This is a genomic window from Microcoleus sp. FACHB-672, assembly GCF_014695725.1.
Taxonomy (GTDB): Bacteria; Cyanobacteriota; Cyanobacteriia; order Cyanobacteriales; family Oscillatoriaceae; genus FACHB-68.
Map to the genome: position 1 here is coordinate 156,925 of NZ_JACJOU010000004.1, position 19,574 is coordinate 176,498.

At 45.8% G+C, this 19,574-nt stretch carries 14 protein-coding genes; 8 read left to right on the top strand and 6 right to left on the bottom strand.

Going from position 1 to position 19,574, the window contains the following annotated elements:
- Positions 1–355: 355 nt before the first annotated feature.
- Positions 356–1,858, bottom strand: a complete 1,503-nt coding sequence (locus H6F56_RS27000; RefSeq protein ID WP_309236422.1) for an ATP-binding protein — start codon at positions 1,856–1,858, stop codon at positions 356–358.
- Positions 1,859–2,358: 500 nt separating this feature from the next.
- Positions 2,359–4,302, bottom strand: coding sequence for an adenylate/guanylate cyclase domain-containing protein (locus H6F56_RS01800; RefSeq protein WP_190665116.1), 1,944 nt, complete (start codon positions 4,300–4,302; stop codon positions 2,359–2,361).
- A gap of 506 nt (positions 4,303–4,808) precedes the next feature.
- On the opposite strand from H6F56_RS01800, the gene H6F56_RS01805 reads away from it, so the two are divergent.
- The 3 genes from H6F56_RS01805 (at position 4,809) to H6F56_RS01815 (ending at position 7,636) form a co-directional block, all read left to right on the top strand.
- Complete coding sequence (locus H6F56_RS01805; protein ID WP_190665117.1) at positions 4,809–5,279, top strand: tellurite resistance TerB family protein; 471 nt, start codon at positions 4,809–4,811, stop codon at positions 5,277–5,279.
- Positions 5,280–5,532: 253 nt separating this feature from the next.
- Complete coding sequence (locus tag H6F56_RS01810) at positions 5,533–5,781, top strand: hypothetical protein (protein WP_190665119.1); 249 nt, start codon at positions 5,533–5,535, stop codon at positions 5,779–5,781.
- A 256-nt stretch (positions 5,782–6,037) separates the two neighbouring features.
- Positions 6,038–7,636, top strand: a complete 1,599-nt coding sequence (locus H6F56_RS01815; RefSeq protein ID WP_190665121.1) for a gamma-glutamyltransferase family protein — start codon at positions 6,038–6,040, stop codon at positions 7,634–7,636.
- Positions 7,637–7,787: 151 nt separating this feature from the next.
- Here H6F56_RS01815 and H6F56_RS01820 read toward each other — a convergent pair whose 3' ends face one another.
- Positions 7,788–9,563 carry a tetratricopeptide repeat protein gene (locus H6F56_RS01820; protein WP_190665123.1) on the bottom strand — a complete coding sequence of 592 codons (1,776 nt, stop codon included), beginning with the start codon at positions 9,561–9,563 and terminating at the stop codon, positions 7,788–7,790.
- A 197-nt stretch (positions 9,564–9,760) separates the two neighbouring features.
- Between H6F56_RS01820 and H6F56_RS26685 the strand changes: the two genes are divergently transcribed.
- Complete coding sequence (locus H6F56_RS26685; RefSeq protein ID WP_255513660.1) at positions 9,761–9,895, top strand: hypothetical protein; 135 nt, start codon at positions 9,761–9,763, stop codon at positions 9,893–9,895.
- On the opposite strand, the gene H6F56_RS01825 is transcribed toward H6F56_RS26685, so the two are convergent.
- A complete protein-coding gene (locus tag H6F56_RS01825; protein ID WP_190665124.1) occupies positions 9,884–11,761 on the bottom strand; it encodes a tetratricopeptide repeat-containing serine protease family protein in 1,878 nt (625 codons plus the stop codon). The two genes, H6F56_RS26685 and H6F56_RS01825, sit on opposite strands and share 12 nt — an antisense overlap.
- Positions 11,762–12,459: 698 nt before the next feature.
- Here H6F56_RS01825 and H6F56_RS01830 point away from each other — a divergent pair.
- Positions 12,460–13,959: an alanine/glycine:cation symporter family protein gene (locus H6F56_RS01830; RefSeq protein WP_190665126.1), complete on the top strand. Its 1,500-nt coding sequence runs from the start codon at positions 12,460–12,462 to the stop codon at positions 13,957–13,959.
- A gap of 157 nt (positions 13,960–14,116) precedes the next feature.
- On the opposite strand, the gene lipA is transcribed toward H6F56_RS01830, so the two are convergent.
- Positions 14,117–15,058 carry a lipoyl synthase gene (gene lipA, locus H6F56_RS01835; protein WP_190665127.1) on the bottom strand — a complete coding sequence of 314 codons (942 nt, stop codon included), beginning with the start codon at positions 15,056–15,058 and terminating at the stop codon, positions 14,117–14,119.
- A 483-nt stretch (positions 15,059–15,541) separates the two neighbouring features.
- On the opposite strand from lipA, the gene H6F56_RS01840 reads away from it, so the two are divergent.
- Together H6F56_RS01840 and H6F56_RS01845 are read left to right on the top strand one after the other, a co-directional pair.
- Positions 15,542–16,099 carry a response regulator gene (locus tag H6F56_RS01840; protein ID WP_190665128.1) on the top strand — a complete coding sequence of 186 codons (558 nt, stop codon included), beginning with the start codon at positions 15,542–15,544 and terminating at the stop codon, positions 16,097–16,099.
- A gap of 228 nt (positions 16,100–16,327) precedes the next feature.
- On the top strand, positions 16,328–17,206 hold the full coding sequence (locus H6F56_RS01845) for a Cof-type HAD-IIB family hydrolase (RefSeq protein ID WP_190665130.1): 879 nt from the start codon (positions 16,328–16,330) through the stop codon (positions 17,204–17,206).
- Positions 17,207–17,528: 322 nt separating this feature from the next.
- On the opposite strand, the gene H6F56_RS01850 is transcribed toward H6F56_RS01845, so the two are convergent.
- Positions 17,529–18,551 (bottom strand): DALR anticodon-binding domain-containing protein, encoded by a 1,023-nt coding sequence (locus tag H6F56_RS01850; protein WP_206753384.1) that lies wholly within the window; start codon positions 18,549–18,551, stop codon positions 17,529–17,531.
- A gap of 297 nt (positions 18,552–18,848) precedes the next feature.
- Here H6F56_RS01850 and H6F56_RS01855 point away from each other — a divergent pair, with 297 nt between their 5' ends.
- A complete protein-coding gene (locus tag H6F56_RS01855; protein ID WP_190665133.1) occupies positions 18,849–19,574 on the top strand; it encodes a Crp/Fnr family transcriptional regulator in 726 nt (241 codons plus the stop codon).

A 19,574-nucleotide genomic window follows, 5' to 3' on the forward strand; every position in this document is an offset into this window, starting at 1 on the left:
TTTTGATAGCTTGATTCAGTTAAGCTAACTCACACTTGCGTTTATTATATTCCGGTTAAGGTTAGCGAATGGCTCATCCGAAAGACATATTTCCCTAGTCGCCCATTTATGGATCATACATAACTGCTGACTGCTCGCGCAAATAGTTTGCATATTAAGTTTAGCTATGATCAAAAATCTATGTGTAAATCAAGGTTTTATCCAGGCAAAATGTAAAGTCTTACAATTCCAAAAAACTGTAAAAATAATTTCAAGAACTGGGAGTAAACATTTTTCCCCCTTCTTAAAGGCAAGAGGCACTTTGCTATCTTATGCAATTGGCATTTAATGAAAATGGATGTTGAGAAAGATTGCTTTAAAATCGCTCCTTTGCCGCCACCGGCTCTTGATGTGCAACCATTGAATTTAAATCGGCTGTCTCCCTTTGCCTGTTTTGACACACCGGCAGATCAATGACAAACTCTGCCCCTTCTCCTGGCGAGGAAACGCACTCAAGCCTTCCCCCATGCTTGTCTACCACAATTTGATAGCTGATCGACAAACCCAAACCAGTGCCCTGCCCCACCGGCTTCGTCGTAAAAAACGGCTCAAATAATTGTGTCATTACATCTTTTGTCATTCCCGGGCCATTATCCGCAATCCGCACCCTCACATAATCCGGGTGCGAGACTTCCGTACGGATCTTAATGCAGCTAGGATTGCCCTGCACATCTAGATCACAGCGCTGTGCGTTGTAGCAATTGAGCGCATCTAGTGCATTCGCCAAAATATTCATAAATACTTGATTAAGCTGGCTGGCATAGCACTCAACCAGCGGTAAATTCCCAAACTCTTTCACCACTTTAATGCCGGCACAATCAGGCTGAGCTTTTAGACGATTTTGCAAAATTAATAACGTATTCTCAATTCCCTCGTGAATATCAACCAGAGTAATTTCTGCTTCATCCAGTCGCGAGAAATTCCGCAAAGATAAGACAATCTGACGAATGCGTTCAGCTCCCATTTGCATTGAAGACATGACCTTTGGCAAGTCTTCAAGCAGAAAATCAAGTTCAATAGAATCACTCAAGTTTTCAATTTCAGCAGCCGGCTTTGGGTAACGCTGCCGGTAAAGATTCAGCAACTCAAGCACATCTTGAACGTAATTATGAGCGTGGCTTAAGTTGCAATAGATAAACGTAACTGGATTATTAATTTCGTGCGCCACACCCGCCAAAAGCTGGCCAAGGCTAGACATTTTTTCACTGTGCACCAAATGGGCTTGAGCTTGTTGCAAATAGTGCAGAGTTTGCTGCAACTGCTGAGCTTGAGCTTGGGCGGCAGCAGTCGCCGTACAACTTTGTTTGTAAAGTTCAACCAGCTTCATGTCAAGTGCCAGCTGTTCAGCCTCACTTTCCTTCTGATACTGACTCACTACTGCATCCAACGCTGTGAGCAATTCCGAGGACGCGGCACTCATAATATAACTAAGATAAGAATTCTCGGCCTTCAATTCAGCATCAGCAACAGAAATCAGCACCCTCACTTGCTCAATATAGTGACGCACCTGCTTGTCTAAATACAGCGGTGCCTCAAAATACATCGCTTCGATAGTCTTTGAGAGATTTGCCGGTAAATTCATGCTTTCATCGCCGCAGATCAGCCCATTGTGAGACTTTTCCATCAGCTCAATTGCATCCACCAGCGCCATCCGCAGCTTTTCTCGTTCCAGTGGATTTTCTGTGCAAACAAGTTTTAAGCAGAAGAAAGCGATTCGTTGCGATAGCATTCTCTGTCGCCCACTGACATTGACAACGGCTGCGTTTATTTCCCTAGCCATACTAATTTCATGATAAAGGCTGTCTACAGCTCGATTCACGGCAAGTCTCTAGTAAATTTTGATTGTGGAAGCATGACATATACTCTCATTTGTCCGAGTGGACGTAGAATTTATTAAGTCTGCCCAGCCTGCTTATAAGAGTTTCTAAAATTTTAAACCTCTTTGAGGACAAATGAGATGATTCAACCTAGAATCGCACCGATCTTTTTGGTATCTTTATAAAAACTATTATCTAGAGGGCTTAAAGGTTTTGTATGCTTTTATACGGAAGCAATTAAATTTTAATAAATTTTTAACACTATAGACTAAGTGTGCTGAACTTTCACAAGTAGCTAAAAAAACTAAACAGTTAAAAATTTTAAGTATTTTCTCGGAGTTAAAGGCGAATAGAAAAAATTCATTTACTTTTTAGGTGAGGGTGCGCCTTCTTCTCAAATGCGTTTAGTTGATTACCAAGAAGGTTAAAAACGCAACAAAAACCGGCAACTGGCAATCAGCACATCTGTACAATTCACGGCAATCCAAAATTTTGCGCTTGTTCATCCAGTTGAAGGTGACACCGAAGCATTCTGTCCTACGTCCGCTTGACTTGATTGCAAAAACCGGCATCTGTGAGCAGCGGAAAGTTTCAAAGAATAATCTGATAATTCATTGGACTCTCTGCCGGCCAGCAGATAAGTCAGCATTTCTCCTTTGCCCTTAATCGGAATATAGCCCCGTCTCTCAAACTGATAAAGATGCTGCAATTGCTCATAAGTCGCCGCACTGATCTGAATGCAACCAGCGATGCCGTGAGATTCCATGCGGTTCGCAATATTAACCGTGTCGCCCCACAAATCATAAATAAACTTGTTCGTGCCAATCACACCGGCAACCACCGGCCCGGTGTGAATTCCAATCCGAATCGTGAACGCTTCACCATGATCGGCATTAAATTTAAGGATGGCTTGCTGCATATCCAGAGCCATTTCAGCAATCGCTTGTGCATGATCGGGCCGGTGCATTGGGAGGCCACCGACAACCATGTAAGCGTCCCCAATCGTCTTTATTTTCTCCAATCCATGCCACGCTGCCAGCTTGTCGAAAGCGGAAAATATTTCGTTGAGCAGTTGCACCAATTCTGTTGCCGAGATTCGCGATGCTAGCTGGGTAAAACCAACAATATCAGCAAACATAACGGTAACTTCCGCAAAGCTATCGGCAATAATTTTTTGCTCCTGTTTCAAGCGCTCTGCAATCGGTTGAGGCAAGATATTGAGCAACAGACGCTCTGACTTTTCCTGCTCATTTGAGAGTTGCTGGAGCGCTTTTTGCAATTGTTCGGCTTGGCGGGCGCGTTCGTGTGCGAGCTGTTCAATCTGTCTCTGCCGGCTCAAAGAAGTGAGCAAATAAGTAACCGGAATGTGAGTCCAAAGTAACCCAATAATTAGCGCTGCCCAAGAACGCCAATGTTTTGTTTGAATTTCTCGATAAGCCGGCGTAGAAAGTAGGTAAAGCGACCATTGACGGCCACCAACCGTTAAGGTTCGCGTACCCACCGTCCGCTCAGTTTTGCTGATGCCATCGACTTGCAGCAAATTTTGCACAGCAGGAAATTCCACCACTTTTTTCGTGCTGGAGTCGTAAAAGGCAAGGAAGCGATTTTCTTGTCTAGACGCCCAGCGAAAAGCTTCACTCCTATTGAGCAAACTGCTTGTTGTATCCGTTTTGTCAGCAAGATAAAGATCGAGATTGCCAACGCCTCGTCCCTTTAAAGCCGCCTCAAAAATCTCAGCAACTCGAAATACTCCCACCACAAACCCTTGTAAAGAGTCAGGACTGTCGCTGGAAAAAGTATCTTGATTATCGTAAATGGGTTGAATGACCATGAGGCTGAGTTGAGCGTCTTTTGCCGGCTGTAACTCAACGCTGCCGGTGACAACCATTTTGCCGGTATCCCGCGCCCTTTCTAGTGCCGCGCGGTAAGCCGGCTGGCTTGCCAAATCAAACCCCAATGTCCTCTCGTTACCTTTGAGCGGTTCCAAAAAATATACAGGGTAATATTCTGGGCGTTGCTGAGCTGGGACAATTGCACCGTCAGCGTTTCGTTCGGCAATTTGGAAATTAGGAAGCGTGCCGGTTTGATCTGCCGCTTCGTAAGCTTGCCGGTTTGCGTCACTGACTTTTGGCACCCACGCTAAAAATTGAATGCTTGTGTTGCTAGACACAGGGCGCTGAACGAATTGCTTAAAAGCAGACGGTTCAATTTTGCCAGACGCGGCAAAGAAGTCGCTCAGGTTTGGGATAATTTGCAGATCTTCCTTGAAGTGCTGCTGCAGCGCGGCGGCAACTCCATCTGCATAACGGTTAAATTCATATTCGCGACGTTTGTCTTCCCATCTCGCTACAACAACGCACGCAAGGATAGACAGTCCCACCCCCACACAAAGCGTCAACCCGGCAGGGATATATCGAGACCAAGGTATAGGTTGTTTTTTAGGCATACTTGCATCTTTCCGACCGAGGTAAAGGAAGGCACCCCACTGAGTTTGAGTGAACGCAACGGCTTAAGTCATGCTTTTTGCGACTTAACAACTTTTTAAAGAAACGAACAAACTTCTAGCACTCGTGATAATACTGATCTACCACATAATAAGAGAGAGCCGAGCTGATTCATCGTAACTTTACATAGAAACGCTTTTTATTGCCTTGCTGATAAAGATTTGCAGCTCACCTGCTTTAGATTGCCCCAATTCCCTACTTACCTATCACCGAGGACAGCGGAATCAGAAAAGCTTAAGAAATCCGGATATTAATACAGAGATTGCATTACCTCAGCCTCAGGAACTACACTGAGAACTTGTTACTTTTTGAAATGTTTATATTCTTTTGATTCATGATATTAAAAAAATCTTTAATTTTTGTCTTTGACTAGCAGATTGTGGGTTGATAGGAGATAAGCGGCTCTAGTCGGAGTCAAAAATTAAGTTTGTTTAGTATATTTTGGGAAATGGCAGAGCAACAGCAGAGTAACGAGAACTTATCTTTTCAGGGCGAACCAAAGAAGCATTCAATATTTAATTCCCTGAGCCGTGCCGAAGCCTTTGCAGCCATTGCATTAGCGGCTATCGCTTCAGATGGTTACTTTACTAATACAGAGACACGAACAATCTTTCTCGTGCTATCGCGCATGAAACTTTTTGAAGGCTATTCAGAAGTACAAATTAAAAGCGTACTTGATAATTTGCTTCAATTTCTCAAGCAGCACGGAACAGAGGCGTTTGTCAACTCGGCCAAAGAATTTCTTTCCCCTGAACTTCAAGCGACAGCCTTTGCTGTATCTGTTGATTTAGTTTTGTCAGATGGCGTTTTACATAAAAAAGAGGAAAAGTTTTTAGCCGATCTTCAACACGCTTTAGGGGTTTCAGATGAAACAGCTGATCAACTGATTCACGCCATGCTTATTAAAAATCGGGGTTAGAAAAGCTGCTGCGTTATAAAGTGCCGGCTATTTATGAGTTAGAACAACTCGCAAACGTCATGTCAGTAAACTTACTGATTATGATCGACATCACTGAAAGAAAAAATATCTATCACATTTGATTTGTGCCGGCATCACCTGATTGGCTGAAAGTTGTCACAACCTCACACCGATCACCATCACCCTTTTTATAATTCTTTAGTGAGATATTAAAAGGATAAGCAATAAATTGATCGAACTGGGGGGAACAAAAATGGCAGTTAATTCTAGTTTTCTGTACGCCCGCAGTCGCTATTATGGCGAAGTCAAACCGGAAAATTTAGTTTTTAATGCAAACTTGCAAGAATTCGCTCAGCGCGTCAGCATCATCACCAGCTTAGCGACTGGGGGAAAACTCTCTCTAGAAAAAGCTTACACAGATATTGAACAGCTTTGGCAACAACTAGAAAGCAGTAAAAAACAGTTGAGAGTGGGTGAACATCCTTTCCAAATAGAAGAATAAAAACCATGTTATTTTGGTTTTTTAAATCTTCCCAAAAACTTATTTCCTGCCGGCATCTACTAAAAAATCAAATTAAATAACATCTACATTACCTTCTATCCTTGTATTAACTCTCAGGGTTCAGTTGTTTATAGCAACTGAACCGTGAAAATCATAATCTTCTAATTTCCGCGCTGCCGGCCTCTTCTAAAAACCTTACCCACCCACATCAGAAGTGTTGTAGAGTGCAAACATCTACAAACCGGCAACTCATGCCATGAATCGCGCAAACCTTACAGAAAACCCCTATTCTTCAACCCGGCAAGTCATCCTGGGACAACGGGGTGCAGTGGCGACAAGCCAACCCCTAGCTACCCTCGCCGGCATGGAAATGTTGTGGGCGGGGGGAAATGCCGTGGATGCCGCAATTGCAATGGCGATCGCTTTAACTGTTGTTGAACCCACCTCAAACGGCATCGGTTCAGACGCTTTCGCCCTCGTTTGGGATGGCAAGTTGCACGGCTTAAATGGTTCCGGCAAAAGCTGCCAGAACTTGACAGCAGAATATTTTTCTGGGGTAGATAAAATTCCGACTTATGGCTGGCTGCCGGTGACGGTTCCAGGTGCGGTTTCTGCGTGGCGTACGGTATGGGAACGTTGGGGCCGGCTGCCATTTGAGCAACTGTTTGCGCCGGCAATTCGCTATGCCGAGGAAGGCTTTCCCGTTTCGCCGGTGACATCCCTGGCTTGGAAACGTGCAGAAGCAACTTATTTGTCTCAAATCGGCTTGGAGTTTCAAGCGTTTAAAGCAGTATTTTTTAAGAATAACCGCGCACCATCTGCCGGTGAAATTTGGGCCAGTCCTACCCATGCTGCAACCTTGCGGGAGATCGCAACCACCGGCGGCGAAAGTTTTTATAGGGGCCGACTAGCTAAGGAAATGGCGAATTTTGCCGCAGAAACCGGCGGTTTTTTAACCTTAGCTGACCTCGCAGTCCACCAAGCTGATTGGGTAACACCAATTTCTACAGACTATCGCGGTGTGAGCGTTTGGGAAATGCCTCCCAATACCCAAGGGTTAGCCACATTAATTGCACTGAATATTTTAGAAGGTTTTGACTTAGGGAAATATCCCCGCGAGTCGGCTGACAGCTACCACCAGCAGATCGAAGCGATGAAACTTGCCTTTGCAGATGTTCACCGCTACACCGCCGATCCCAGATTTATGGAGATGCCGGTGGAACGACTTTTAGATAAAACCTATGCAGCACAACGCCGGCAACTGATTGGAGAAACCGCCATTCCCTTAGCTGAACCCGGTTTACCCAAAGGCGGAACCGTTTATCTCGCTGCCGCCGATGGGGAATTGATGGTTTCGTTTATCCAATCTAACTTTACAGGGTTTGGCAGTGGCGTCCTGATTCCTAGCACCGGCATCGCCTTACATAACCGGGCAATTGGGTTTACGTTAGAAGCCGGTCATCCCAACCAATATGCGCCGGCAAAGCGTCCTTTTCATACCATTATTCCTGGTTTTCTCACCCAAGATGGCGTGCCGGTAGGCCCATTTGGCGTGATGGGAGGGCCAATGCAGCCCCAAGGACATTTGCAAGTTGTGGTGAATTTAGTCGATTACGGCATGAATCCGCAAGCTGCCCTTGATGCTCCTCGCTGGCATTTTGTCAAGGATAATCACGTATTTTTAGAACCGGCTGCCGGTGTTCAATTAGCAAAAGAATTAAGTGAACATGGTCATAATATTCAAGTGAATCCAGAAGCCGGTTTATTCGGTCGCGGCCAAATCATTTTACGAAAAAATAAAGTCTTAATCGCCGCATCCGAACCCCGCGCCGATGGATTAGCACTTGCCTGGTAAGAAATATCAAGCAGGGTGCGTGACTCACCTATCCTACTTCATTGATTGAAATGATTAAGCCGGCCAAAAATTTATAGTGGGTTATTTCACTCGAAATGATATTAGCTGATACAAAATTAGTTCAGCTAATATCAATGAACTGACCCGATTTTTAGCGCCCTAACTGTTGTAAAATAGTTTTTCTTAATTCTTGGGCGTATTGAAGGTTGGGATTAATTTGCAGCGCCTTCTCCACAGACTCAAGAGCTTCTTTATTTCGTCCCTGCATAAATAGCATCATGCCTCGGAAATTCCAAGCCTCAGCATCGTTAGGCGTAATTTGAATTACTTTGTCAAAAGAAGCAACCGCATCTTTGTAGCGTTTCAAGTCATATAACGCAAAGCCTCGGTTGTACCAAGCCACAGCAAATTCAGATTTAATTTGAATCGCCTTGTCATAAGAAGCAACCGCATCTTCGTAGCGTTTCAAGCTGCTTAGTGCCAAGCCTCGGTTATACCAAGCATCTGCATTTTGAGGCTGAATTTGAGTCGCCTTGTCATAAGCAGCAACCGCATCTTTATAGCGTTTCAAGCCATATAGCGCATTGCCTTGCTTAAACCACAAAGCCGTCACAACAACGATAGAATTAACTTGAAATGTCTTGTCATAAGAAGCAACCGCATCTTCATAGCGTTTCAAGTCATATAGCGCATTGCCTCGCTTAAACCAAGCATCAGCATTGTTAGGATTAATTTGAATTGCCTTGTCATAAGAAGCAACCGCATCTTCATAGCGTTTTAAGTCATATAGCGCATTACCTCGAAACATCAAAGCCAAACCATAGTTAGACTTCATTTGAATTGCCTTGTCATAAGAAGCAACCGCATCTTCGTAGCGTTTCAAGTGATATAGTGCCCAGCCTCGGCCAAACCAAGCCCGAGCAAAGCCAGACTTCATTTGAATTGCCTTGTCATAAGAAGTAACCGCAGCTTCGTAGCGTTTCAAGTTGCTTAGCGCAAAGCCTCGGCTCAACCAAGCATCAGCAAAGTCAGGTTTAATTTGAATTGCCTTGTCATAAGCAGCAAGTGCATCTTCTTCGAATTGATACGGCTGAAAATCGTGGCCGAGTTTCAACCATTCTTGGGCACTTCGTACACTAGCAGCATCACCGATAGAAGGCTTATGAACATTTGCTAGATATATATTGATGGGAATTGCCCACTTACTATGGGAAGGAGAAACTTCCGCTTTATCAAAATTGGTATTGACTTTCGACGGTGGTTTTTGTGGTTGCTTACTAGCTTTGTGTGCCGCAAGAAAAGAAGCTTCTAGCCCCCCAATTCCGTGAACTGCCACCACCTTGCCAATTTTATCAAACACAGGACTCCCACTCATTTCCTTAGGAGTCATGGCACTATAAGAAATATCATAACCATCAGCAAAATCTTCCTTTGATAATACACGGCTGGCAACGAACTCCTTATCTATTTTTCCACTATCTGTCTTTTTTGCAAATCCAGAAATGTAGGCATTATCGCCAACTTTAAAACTCTCAGAATTGCCCAACTCAAGAGCTTTGTAAGAGCAATGTTGGCTGCCAGAATCAAACATCACCAATGCTAAATCATGATTGGGAAAAAGTCGAACTTTGTTAGCTCCCCAAACTTTCAAGTCATGGGTTTGTAGTTGCACTTGGCTACTCATCCCAATGACATGACGTGTGGTTAGCACTGTGCAGACATTCTTTTCTCCAGCCACAAAAAATCCGGTGCCATTTCTCTCCCCTTTCTCATGAGTAATTAGCACAAGACTAGGAGTTAATTTGGCAATATGAGGGGGAGTAAGTAGCTTGGTAACACCGGCAGATAATTTTTTTACACCACTACAGCCCGTGAGAGATAAAGTAAAAATGCTACAGAAAAGCAACCAGTACCGAAATTTCTTCATAGTGCACCCAAAGAATTTAAGAGTTAACGCTCAGCAGCTTTTGTTGCCGGCTCCACAAAATAGTAATCTTTCTAGGAAAGTGGGATGCTTGCCTTCAAAGTCCCTATTTTGCGAGGCAGTTTTATTTTCCTCAAACCCACCAGTCGTTAAAACCGCCGGCTAATAACCTAGTTCAGTTTTAACCGGCTGCAAAACAAATGGCTAGTGGTATTGAGACAACTTTCCCAATGATGCCGGTGTTTCAACCTCAGTATGCAGACATCAAAACTTGGATTGTGGCTAAAATTAGTTCAGCTAATATCAATGAATTCACACAATTTTTAGCGCCCTAACTGTTGTAGAATAGTTTTTCGTAATTCTTGGGCGTATTGAACGTTGGGATTAATTTTCAGCCCCTTCTCCACAGACTCAAGCGCTTCTTGATTTCGTCCCAATAAAACTAGCACTATGCTGCGTCCAAACCAAGCATCAGCATCATTAGGCTGAATTTGAATTGCCTTGTCATAAGAAGCTACCGCATCTTTGTAACGTTTCAAGTCATATAGCACACCGCCTCGGAAAAACCAAGCATCAGCAAAGTCCGGCTTAATTTGAATCGCCTTGTCATAAGAAGCAACTGCATCTCCGTAGCGTTTTAAGTCAGATAGCACACCGCCTCGGTTATACCAAGCATTTGCAAAGTCAGACTTAATTTGAATCGCTTTGTCATAAGAAGCAACTGCTTGCTTGTAGCGCTTTAACTTGCTTAGCGCCAAGCCTTGGTTATACCAAGCATCAGCATCGTTAAGGCGAAGTTTAATCGCCTTATCATAAGAAGCTACCGCATCTTCATAGCGTTTCAAGTCAGATAGCGCATTGCCTCGCTTAAACCAAGCCGTCTGAGAAAAGCCAGAATCAACTTGAATCACTTTGTCATAAGAAGCAACCGCATCTTCATAGCGTTTCAAGTCAGATAGCGCATTGCCTCGCTTAAACCAAGCCATACCATTGTTAGGATTAACTTGAATTGCCTTGTCATAAGAAGCTACCGCATCTTTGTAGCGTTTCAAGTCATATAACGCATTGCCTCGGAAAAACCAAACCGAACGATAGTCAGGTTTAATTTGAATTGCCTTGTCATAAGAAGCAATCGCATCTTCGTAGCGTTTCAAGTGATATAGCGCCAAGCCTCGGAAAAACCAAGCCTGAGCAAAGCCAGACTTTATTTGAATTGCCTTGTCATAAGCAGCAACCGCAGCTTCGTAGCGTTGCAAGTTAAATAGCGCACCGCCTCGGCCATCCCAAGCATCAGCAAAGTCAGATTTAATTTGAATTGCCTTGTCATAAGCAGCAAGCGAATCTTCTTCCAATCGATACGTCTGAAAATCATTGCCGATCTTCACCCACTCTTTGGCACTTTGTGTACTACTAACATCACTAGCAGGAAGCTTATGAACATTTGCTAGATATGTATTAATGGGAATTGCCCACTTACTATCGGGAGTTTCTCCTCCCAGCTTATCAAAGTTAATATTGACTCCCGACGGTGGTTTTTGTGATAGCTTGCCACCCGGTCTGAATGCCATTATAAAAGAAACTTCTGCCCCAGAAAGTCCTTGGACTGCCACCACCTTGCCGATTTTATCAAACACAGGACTCCCACTCATTCCCTCAGCAGTCATGGCAGTATAAGAAATAGCATAACCATCAGTTACGTCTTGCTTTATTAATACACGACTGGAAGCAAATTGCTGGGTTATTTTTTCACTATTTATCTCTTTAGCAAATCCAAAAATGTAGGCATTATCGCCTACTTTGAAACTATCAGAATTGCCCAATTCAAGAGCTTTGTAAGGGCAACCTTGGCTGCCGAAATCGAACATTACCAACGCTAAATCATGATTGGGGAAAAGTCGAACTTTGTTAGCTCCCCAAACTTTCAAGTCATGGGTTTGTAGTTGCACTTGGCTACTCATCCCAATGACATGACGTGTGGTTAGCACTGTGCAGACATTCTTTTCTCCAGCCACAAAAAATCCGGTGCCATTTCCCTCTCTTTTCCCGTGGGTAATTAGCACAAGACTGGGAGTTAATTTGGCAATATGAGGGGGAGTAATTAGCTTGGTAACACCGGCAGATAATTTTTTTACACTACTACAGCCCGTGAGAGATAAAGTAAAAATGCTGTAGAAAAGCAACCAGTACCGAATTTTCTTCATAGTGCACCCAAAGAATTTAAGAGTTAATGCTCAGAGTAACCTTTGATAGATTTTTCTCACTTAGTCTAAAGAGTAATGAGAAGCTGATAACAATTTTTGAGAAATTACTGCCCAAAAATTTATAGATTTTAAAGCTTCTAATTGCCGGCTGCCGGTTTAAAATAGTAGCTTTTATTGCCGGCTCCCCAAAACAGCAATCTTTCTAGGAAAGTGGGATGCTTGCCTTCAAAGTTCCTATTTTTAAGGCAAGGCTGTTTTACTTTCCTGAAACCCGTCAGCAGTTAAAACCGGCGGCTAATAACCTAAGTCAGTTTTAACCGGCTGCAAAACAAATGGCTAGTGGTATTGAGCAACTTTCCCGATGATGCCGGTGTTTCAACCTCAGTATGCAGGCATCAAAACCCGGAGTGTGGCTAAAATTGCGGCAGCTTGCAACCGGCACTTAATAATAATGCCGGCCTCACGATTAACCCATCTGAGAAGGTTAGGTGCAAACAGAGGCAAGCGTTTTATGGTAAAACAACCGAATTTAGCAGTAAAGGAAACTTGATGGTTGTGCCGCACCCATCAAGGTTGCCACCTGGCTGGATTGTTTAACCTGTACTGCGTAGAATCATGTTGCCCTTGATTGCGGCGAACCTGAAGAACTTAGCACCACAACCGCCCACGCGGCTTCACAATGTTTAAAAAATCACGCCATGAAACGAACCTGGCTTTTATTTTTACTGATTCTGGCCTTACCTAGCGCCGCCCTCGCTGCGGAAACAGCAGCCCCAGGCGGCTTTTTAGATGCCATTGATGCTGTCTTCGCCCAGATGGTTGAGGCAATGTCTGGGCTGCTGTTCTTAAGCATCGGCGGGATGCCCTTTATTGTGCTGTGGCTGATTGGCGGTGCAATCTTCTTTACCATCCGGATGGGTTTTGTTAACATTCGGGCTTTCAAGCACGCTATCTACGTGGTTCGGGGGCATTATGACGACCCAGCGGAAGAGGGCGAAGTCACGCACTTTCAAGCTTTATCGGCTGCCTTGTCGGCAACAGTGGGGCTGGGTAACATTGCCGGCGTGGCTATTGCCATCAAGCTAGGCGGCCCGGGCGCGATGTTTTGGATGACCCTCGCCGGCCTATTGGGCATGAGTAGCAAGTTTGTTGAGTGTACCCTGGGCCTTAAATACCGGCTGATCAGCCCAGATGGCCGTGTTTCTGGTGGCCCCATGTACTTTTTATCTCGCGGACTCGCTGAGGTTGGCTTACGCCCACTGGGTAAGGTTCTAGCAATTTTCTTTGCGATCTTCTGCATCGGCGGGTCTTTCGGCGGGGGCAATATGTTCCAAGCCAACCAATCCTTTGCCGCCGTCGCCCAAGTTTTGCCGGTTTTTGCTGGCCGCAGTTGGCTGTACGGTTTAGTGATTGCCTTTTTGGTTGCCCTCGTCATTATCGGCGGAATTCGTCGCATTGGGGCAGTGGCAGAACTGTTAGTGCCGGCTATGTGCCTCCTCTATGTCTTAGCTTCCCTGTGGATTCTGCTGTTGAACATCCCGGAAATCCCTGGTGCTTTTGCCACGGTTGTCAGGGAAGCGTTTTCTCCTACAGCCGTTGAGGGAGGCTTTATTGGGGTACTTGTGCAGGGGGTGAGACGCGCGTCTTTCTCCAACGAGGCGGGGATTGGATCGGCATCCATCGCCCACTCAGCCGCCCGGACTCATGAGCCGGTTCGTGAAGGAATTGTCGCCCTGCTAGAACCCTTTATCGACACGGTGGTGATCTGCAATATGACTGCAATTGTCGTCATTCTCACCGGCGTCTACAGCAATCCGGCAACTGCCAACTTAGATGGCATTTACATGACCTCAGCGGCCTTTTCAACCGTCATTAGTTGGTTTCCTGCAATCTTAGCGATTTCTGTTTTCCTGTTTGCTTTCTCAACGATGATTTCTTGGAGTTACTACGGGGAAAGAGCTTGGGCGTATCTATTTGGGGAAAATACAACAATTTTTTACAAGGCACTGTTCGTAATCTGCGTCTTCATCGGCTCAGTGGTGAACCTGCGCTCAGTGCTTGACTTCAGCGACATGATGATCTTAACGATGGCGTTCCCTAATATGTTGGGCGGCTTCCTCTTATCTGGAAAGGTGGCAGCTGATCTCAAGAATTATATGGATCGTCTCAATCGTGGGGAGATGCCGGTTTATAAGTAGGGCATGGGGCATAGGGCATGGCGAATGGGGCATGGGGCATGGCTACGCCAACCTAAAGGTACGGGCATAAATTCAGGAATGAGGAATCAGCAACATTTCTCCCCTCAGCACTCAGCACTAAAAACTCCCCCATTCCCCATGCCCCATGCCCAATCCCCTATTCCCTCTCCCCAGCATGATACGAACTGCGAACCAATGGGCCAGATCGGACGTGGGAAAAGCCCATTTCTGTGGCGATTTCGCCCAGCCGGCTAAATTCTTCGGGTGTCCAATATTTTTGCACCGGCAGGTGTTCTAAAGAAGGACGCATATACTGTCCCAAGGTGATGCGATCACAGCCGGCTTCTCGCAAATCTTTCATTGCCTCGATTATTTCCGCTTCTGTTTCCCCGTGTCCCAGCATTAACCCTGATTTGGTGGGAATGCTGGGATTAATTTCTTTAACGATCCGCAACACATCCAGCGATCGCTCATACTTCGCACCCCGGCGCACCGGCCCCTGCAAGCGTCTGACGGTTTCAATATTGTGGTTATAACAGGCGGGATTTGCTTTAACGACTGTCTCAATGCGTTGGCGCTGCTGCTGTGCCGGTGGAATCTCCTCAGAATGACCGCCCCAAAAATCGGCGGTGAGCACTTCAATCTCAGTTTGGGGATTGAGCCGGCGCACCGCTTCTATTGTCGCCACAAACCAGCTGGCCCCGCTATCGGGCAAGTCATCTCTGGCAACAGATGTCAGGACAACATAACGTAAGCCCAATTGCTGCACGGCGTCGGCTACCTTCTGGGGTTCCTCAGGATCTAAAGGCATCGGCGCATGACCTTTATCCACTTGACAAAACGCACAGGAACGGGTGCAAACTGGACCCATGAGCAGAAATGTTGCGGTTTTCTGTGAATAGCACTCACCTCTGTTGGGACACCGGCCCTCTTCACAAATGGTGTGGATCTGGCGCTGCTTAATAATTCTTTGAACTGTCGAAAGTTGGCTGGCTTTACCGATAGGGCGTCGCAGCCACTCTGGCATCGCTTCAATTTCTGCCCTCAGATGTTTGTTTGAAGATGGAGTTACAGAAGGTTGCTGATTTTGGTTAGGCATAAACGTGACATTATAATCCTTCAGGCAGGTTACTAACATCAATAACTGTGATATATTTTGCCTTTCTCAAGAGATGCCGGTGGGGTGTCTCTAAAAAAGTGAGGTTGCTTTTTTGCTGTTGGCTCCAATAGGGCATTAAGCTAGGGGATGAAGAACTCAGCTCGTTTTTAGCGAGACTTCAAAATACAGAAAAATGGAAATAGCCGGCTCAAAAATTGTATCGCTGCTATTACTGTTGTATAAAACTCTAATCAGAGTGATTTTGTTGGGCAGCGAGGACGCTACTTTACTTCGTTGTAGGGTGACTCACCGGGTCTGGGCTGGATGCACCGCAGCTAGGCATTGCTGATTCTTCTTCCGTCCTTGGCCTGAGCTAGTTTGTCTAATCGGGGTTGCATCCTCAACTAGGATTCAACTGCTTCAAGGTCACAAAACTGTCACCATTAAATTTAATCCTTCACTCAACCACTAGAGGAGTCAGTCGTGGCAAGTCACAAGATCCTGGTTATCGATGATAGTAAGGTCATTCGGGTGCGAGTTCGAGAAATGTTACCGCCTGGTAACTTTGAAGTCCTAGAAGCGAAAGATGGCGAAGAAGGACTCAAGCTAATCCGTCAGGCACGCCCCAATTTGATTATGTTAGATTTCCTCCTGCCTAAAGTGAGCGGTTGGGAAGTGTTTCAGCAGATCCAATCGAATGCTGAACTACGAAGCATTCCTCTGGTGTTAATGTCGGGGCGTAAAGAGGAAGTTACGGAGAAAATTCAGGAACCGTTTAAGCATTTTGCCTTTATCGAAAAGCCTTTTGAGAAGAAAACGCTGATTGAGGCGATCAAATTGGCAATGAAGATTGCGCCAAAAGCACCGCCAGCCGCAGCCGCGCCGGCAGGCGCAGCCGCACCAGCAGCGGCAGCTTCAGGTGATTCTTCTGCAGATGTTCAGGCACTGAAGCAGCAAATGGCCAAAATGCAGGCTGAAATTGATGGCTTGAAGAAACAAATCACTCAGATTATGACGTTCATTAAACAAAAAATGAAGTAGCCGACACGGGTAAGCAATAGGCTGTGGGGGAGTGTCGGCAAGTATAGAAGTCAACCAATTTACCCCACCATTGGCTAGCCGGCAGCTTGAAAATGTGATTCACTGACCAATTGCAGGGGCACGGCATTACCGTGTCCTTGTCGGTTTAATGGGCCATTTCGGGAATGCTGAGTGCTGAGGGAGGTGGCTGAATTCCAAACTTAAGATTTGTCCCCATCGCGTTTGAGAATGCAAAAGATGATAGATATCACATCTGCAGTTAACCGAGCAAATACTGCCGGTATTGATGCTACAGACATTCAACTTTTAGTGCTCGATATTGATGGCACCATTGCCGGGGTGTCGAATGAAATAAGCGAGCCGGTGAAGCAAGCAATTAAGGCAGCTCAGAGGAAAGGTGTCCAAGTGGCAGTTGCAACTGGGCGGATGTACTGCTCAGCTTTACGCTTCTATGAGGAAATTGGCTCGACTCTCCCTTTAATAACCTATCAGGGAGCGCTGATTAAAGATCCCGCAACCCAACACCTTCACCGGCACTTGCGAGTTTCTCAACCACTTGCGTTACAGCTGCTGGACTATTTTGAGTTGCCCGAACTGCGATCCCTGCTTTCTATTCACTGTTATGTGGATGACCGGCTTTATGTGCGCGAACTCACCCCAGCCAGCATCGCTTATGGCGAACGCACCGGCGTACAGCCCATTCCAGTTGGGGACTTGCGTCAATTTCTGACAATTGAACCAACCAAAATTTTAGCGCTGTGTGATGATCCCGCCGTCATTGACCAGTTGCTAGGAACGTTGCGCGGACGCTACACGCCGGCTGAGCTTTACTTAACCAAATCAGTCGCCACTTTTTTTGAAGCCACTCACCCAGCCGTAAATAAAGGCGAAGCGGTTCGTTACCTCGCTGAGGAGATACTGGGCTTGCCGGCTTCTAGCGTGATGACGATTGGCGATAACTTTAATGATGTCGAAATGCTTGTTTATGCCGGCCTTGGTGTAGCGATGGGTAATGCGCCGGCAGAAGTGAAGGCTGTGGCTAAATGGGTTGCTCCAAGCGTCGAGCAAGACGGTGCAGCGGCAGCGATTGAGGCGTTTTTGCTATAAGTGCTCAGCAGAAAGGGCACCGACGACTGGCCGTGTTTCGTCTCGGTGCCCTCGCTGGTTCGCTCCTCACACAAGAGAAACTCTAGCCTATGTACGTTTCGTTTGTCAATCCCTCTTCTTATATTTTTATTACAATTTTTATTAATGTTTTAACCCGCAACCATAGATTTTAGATTATGCATTTAAATTAATGGCTGATATAGGTGTGGTATATCGGAGCTAAGGTTGATCCTCAAACGCTTTCCTACTATCCTTTTAAGGATTTTAAAACTAAGTTTTAAGAAAGTAGTATTCAAACAGCTTTCATTTCATTATCAAAACTTTAAAGTTCCACCGGCGCACAAACACCGAACAAGTCTTGCAGAATTAACCGCAGCACCGATTGGGTAGCCATGATCAAACCCAATCTTGCTTGGGCAAGTTGTGGCGTTTCAGTTTTAACCTCGCCCCAAAGCCGACAAGCGCTGTAGAAGCTCTCAAACGCCGTACTCAAAGCAGTCGCCAGTTTCAGCCACTCACTGAGCCGGTGATCTGCCGGTGGCAAGGATAAAGCATCTAGGGTGTCAACTAACTGGGAAATTAAGCCCCATTCTGCTGGCTGCACGAACCGTAGGGCGGGAGAGGGGAAGACTTCAGCGTTGAGCCAGGGGATAGGGTTGGGGGCGAGTAGATGCCAAAATGGGGAGCAGAGTTCAGGATGGAGAGCGCTGAGGGTGATCGTGCCGTCCCAATGTGCCAAGCGCAGAAGTGAGCAGCAGCGAGCGTGAGCATACTGAATAGCAAAAAGGCTTTTAGAAGAATGAAAAGCATCTTGGGACTTATCTGCCCCCTGTTTCCCTTTTTCGCCGGCTATCCCTATCCCTGGCTTGGATAAGATTACCGATGCCGGTTGTTGCACCTGCCCTTCTCCCTCTCGTTCCAACAGATATTCTTTAAGCGGGAAAGGATCTATCCCCTGAGTAAGGCATTGCAACCAGTTCGCCAAGCCAGCGTTTGTTAGGTGCAAATGAATCCAACCGGGAGGGACAGCTTGAACAGTAAAATCCAGGCTGCCGGCATTGATTGGGGCAATGTGTAATAAATAAGCTGTAATTTTAGTTGCAATATCCATTGCAGACATCTGCCAGATTTTAGCCAGTTTTAACGCTATCGGACAAAGGTACAGAATTCGATTTGTATCTTTTGCCCGGAGTAAGGTTATAGACTCTGGAAAAACTTCTAAGGCAGCAGAGGCTAATGTTTGGGAGGTTGGGCCGTGCAGCCGGATGGCAGCTTGTAGCCGGCCCTCCAACGACCGCTTAAGAGCCGGTAATTTAGTAGCAGATAAATCAAAATTCACACTCACTCACCTGCATCCTTAAGTAATGGCGGACTCAATCCCAGCTTGTCATTGGAACTTTCAGCACAAATAACCAATCAAACAAAAACATCCTGAAACATTTATGGAGGTTAGAAGTATTTTTTGCTACCTTCAATTTTTCCTTAAGACCTATAAATAAAACAGAGACAACGCAGCTAAACCTAAAGGAGTTTGATTCTTTACTCAATTTTTTGAAATTTATGAGTGAAGTGTAACTTCCTCACACGGGTTCAACAAATGCGCTGTCTTTGAAGTCTTCACCGCTCTGCAAAAGCCTTTTTTATGCATTCATTCTTACAGTCACAAGTCTCTCGACCATTTTTAACTTGGCAACTGATTCTCGACTGGGCTGAGGAACACTATCGCTATCGTACATTTAGTAAAGATGAGCGAATTCCAGCTCGATCTGAGCTGCTGTATTTGGTGCAACGGGGTGCTGTGCGACTGGTGGGGACTGCCCAAGTGAGTGCCGCTGCCGGCAAGTCAAAGTCTCACTCAACTTCCATAGATTCATCAGAAGAAGCATTTTTAGGATTCGTGGGTGCCGGCCAACCGTTTGAAATTGTAGCCCAATCCCCGTTTAAGCTCCAAGCCTACGCCCATATCGATCAAACTTCTGTGGTGTGGATGTACTGGCAAGACTTAGACAACTGGCCTCATTTCCGCCGCGAAGTCATGGATGCGTTTCGCTATCAGCACCAGCGGAAATTGCTGTGGCTGGCAACTTTGGGACAGCGGCGCACCATCGACCGGCTTTTAGGGTTTCTCACGCTGTTGGTGGAAGAATATGGGGAACCTTGCGAGTTAGTTCGCAAAACCGGCAACGAACCCGGTTACTGCCTGCCTTGGGCGTTAACGCACGCCCAAATTGGTAGCGCCATCGGTTCTACCCGTGTCACGGTTACCCGCTTAATGGGTAAATTGCGAACAACAGGATTCATTCACACCCACGGCGATCATATTATCTGTTTGCCGTCAGCCATTCGAGGCCGGCGCTTAGGTGCTTAG

Coding starts and splice junctions, on each gene's coding strand:
- H6F56_RS01820 (WP_190665123.1), bottom strand. CDS start 9,563: ATGAAGAAATTTCGGTACTGGTTGCTTTTCTGTAGCATTTTTACTTTA.
- lipA (WP_190665127.1), bottom strand. CDS start 15,058: ATGCCTAACCAAAATCAGCAACCTTCTGTAACTCCATCTTCAAACAAA.
- H6F56_RS01855 (WP_190665133.1), top strand. CDS start 18,849: ATGCATTCATTCTTACAGTCACAAGTCTCTCGACCATTTTTAACTTGG.
- H6F56_RS01830 (WP_190665126.1), top strand. CDS start 12,460: ATGAAACGAACCTGGCTTTTATTTTTACTGATTCTGGCCTTACCTAGC.
- H6F56_RS26685 (WP_255513660.1), top strand. CDS start 9,761: ATGGCTAGTGGTATTGAGACAACTTTCCCAATGATGCCGGTGTTTCAA.
- H6F56_RS01800 (WP_190665116.1), bottom strand. CDS start 4,302: ATGCCTAAAAAACAACCTATACCTTGGTCTCGATATATCCCTGCCGGG.
- H6F56_RS01805 (WP_190665117.1), top strand. CDS start 4,809: ATGGCAGAGCAACAGCAGAGTAACGAGAACTTATCTTTTCAGGGCGAA.
- H6F56_RS01810 (WP_190665119.1), top strand. CDS start 5,533: ATGGCAGTTAATTCTAGTTTTCTGTACGCCCGCAGTCGCTATTATGGC.
- H6F56_RS01845 (WP_190665130.1), top strand. CDS start 16,328: ATGCAAAAGATGATAGATATCACATCTGCAGTTAACCGAGCAAATACT.
- H6F56_RS01815 (WP_190665121.1), top strand. CDS start 6,038: ATGAATCGCGCAAACCTTACAGAAAACCCCTATTCTTCAACCCGGCAA.
- H6F56_RS01825 (WP_190665124.1), bottom strand. CDS start 11,761: ATGAAGAAAATTCGGTACTGGTTGCTTTTCTACAGCATTTTTACTTTA.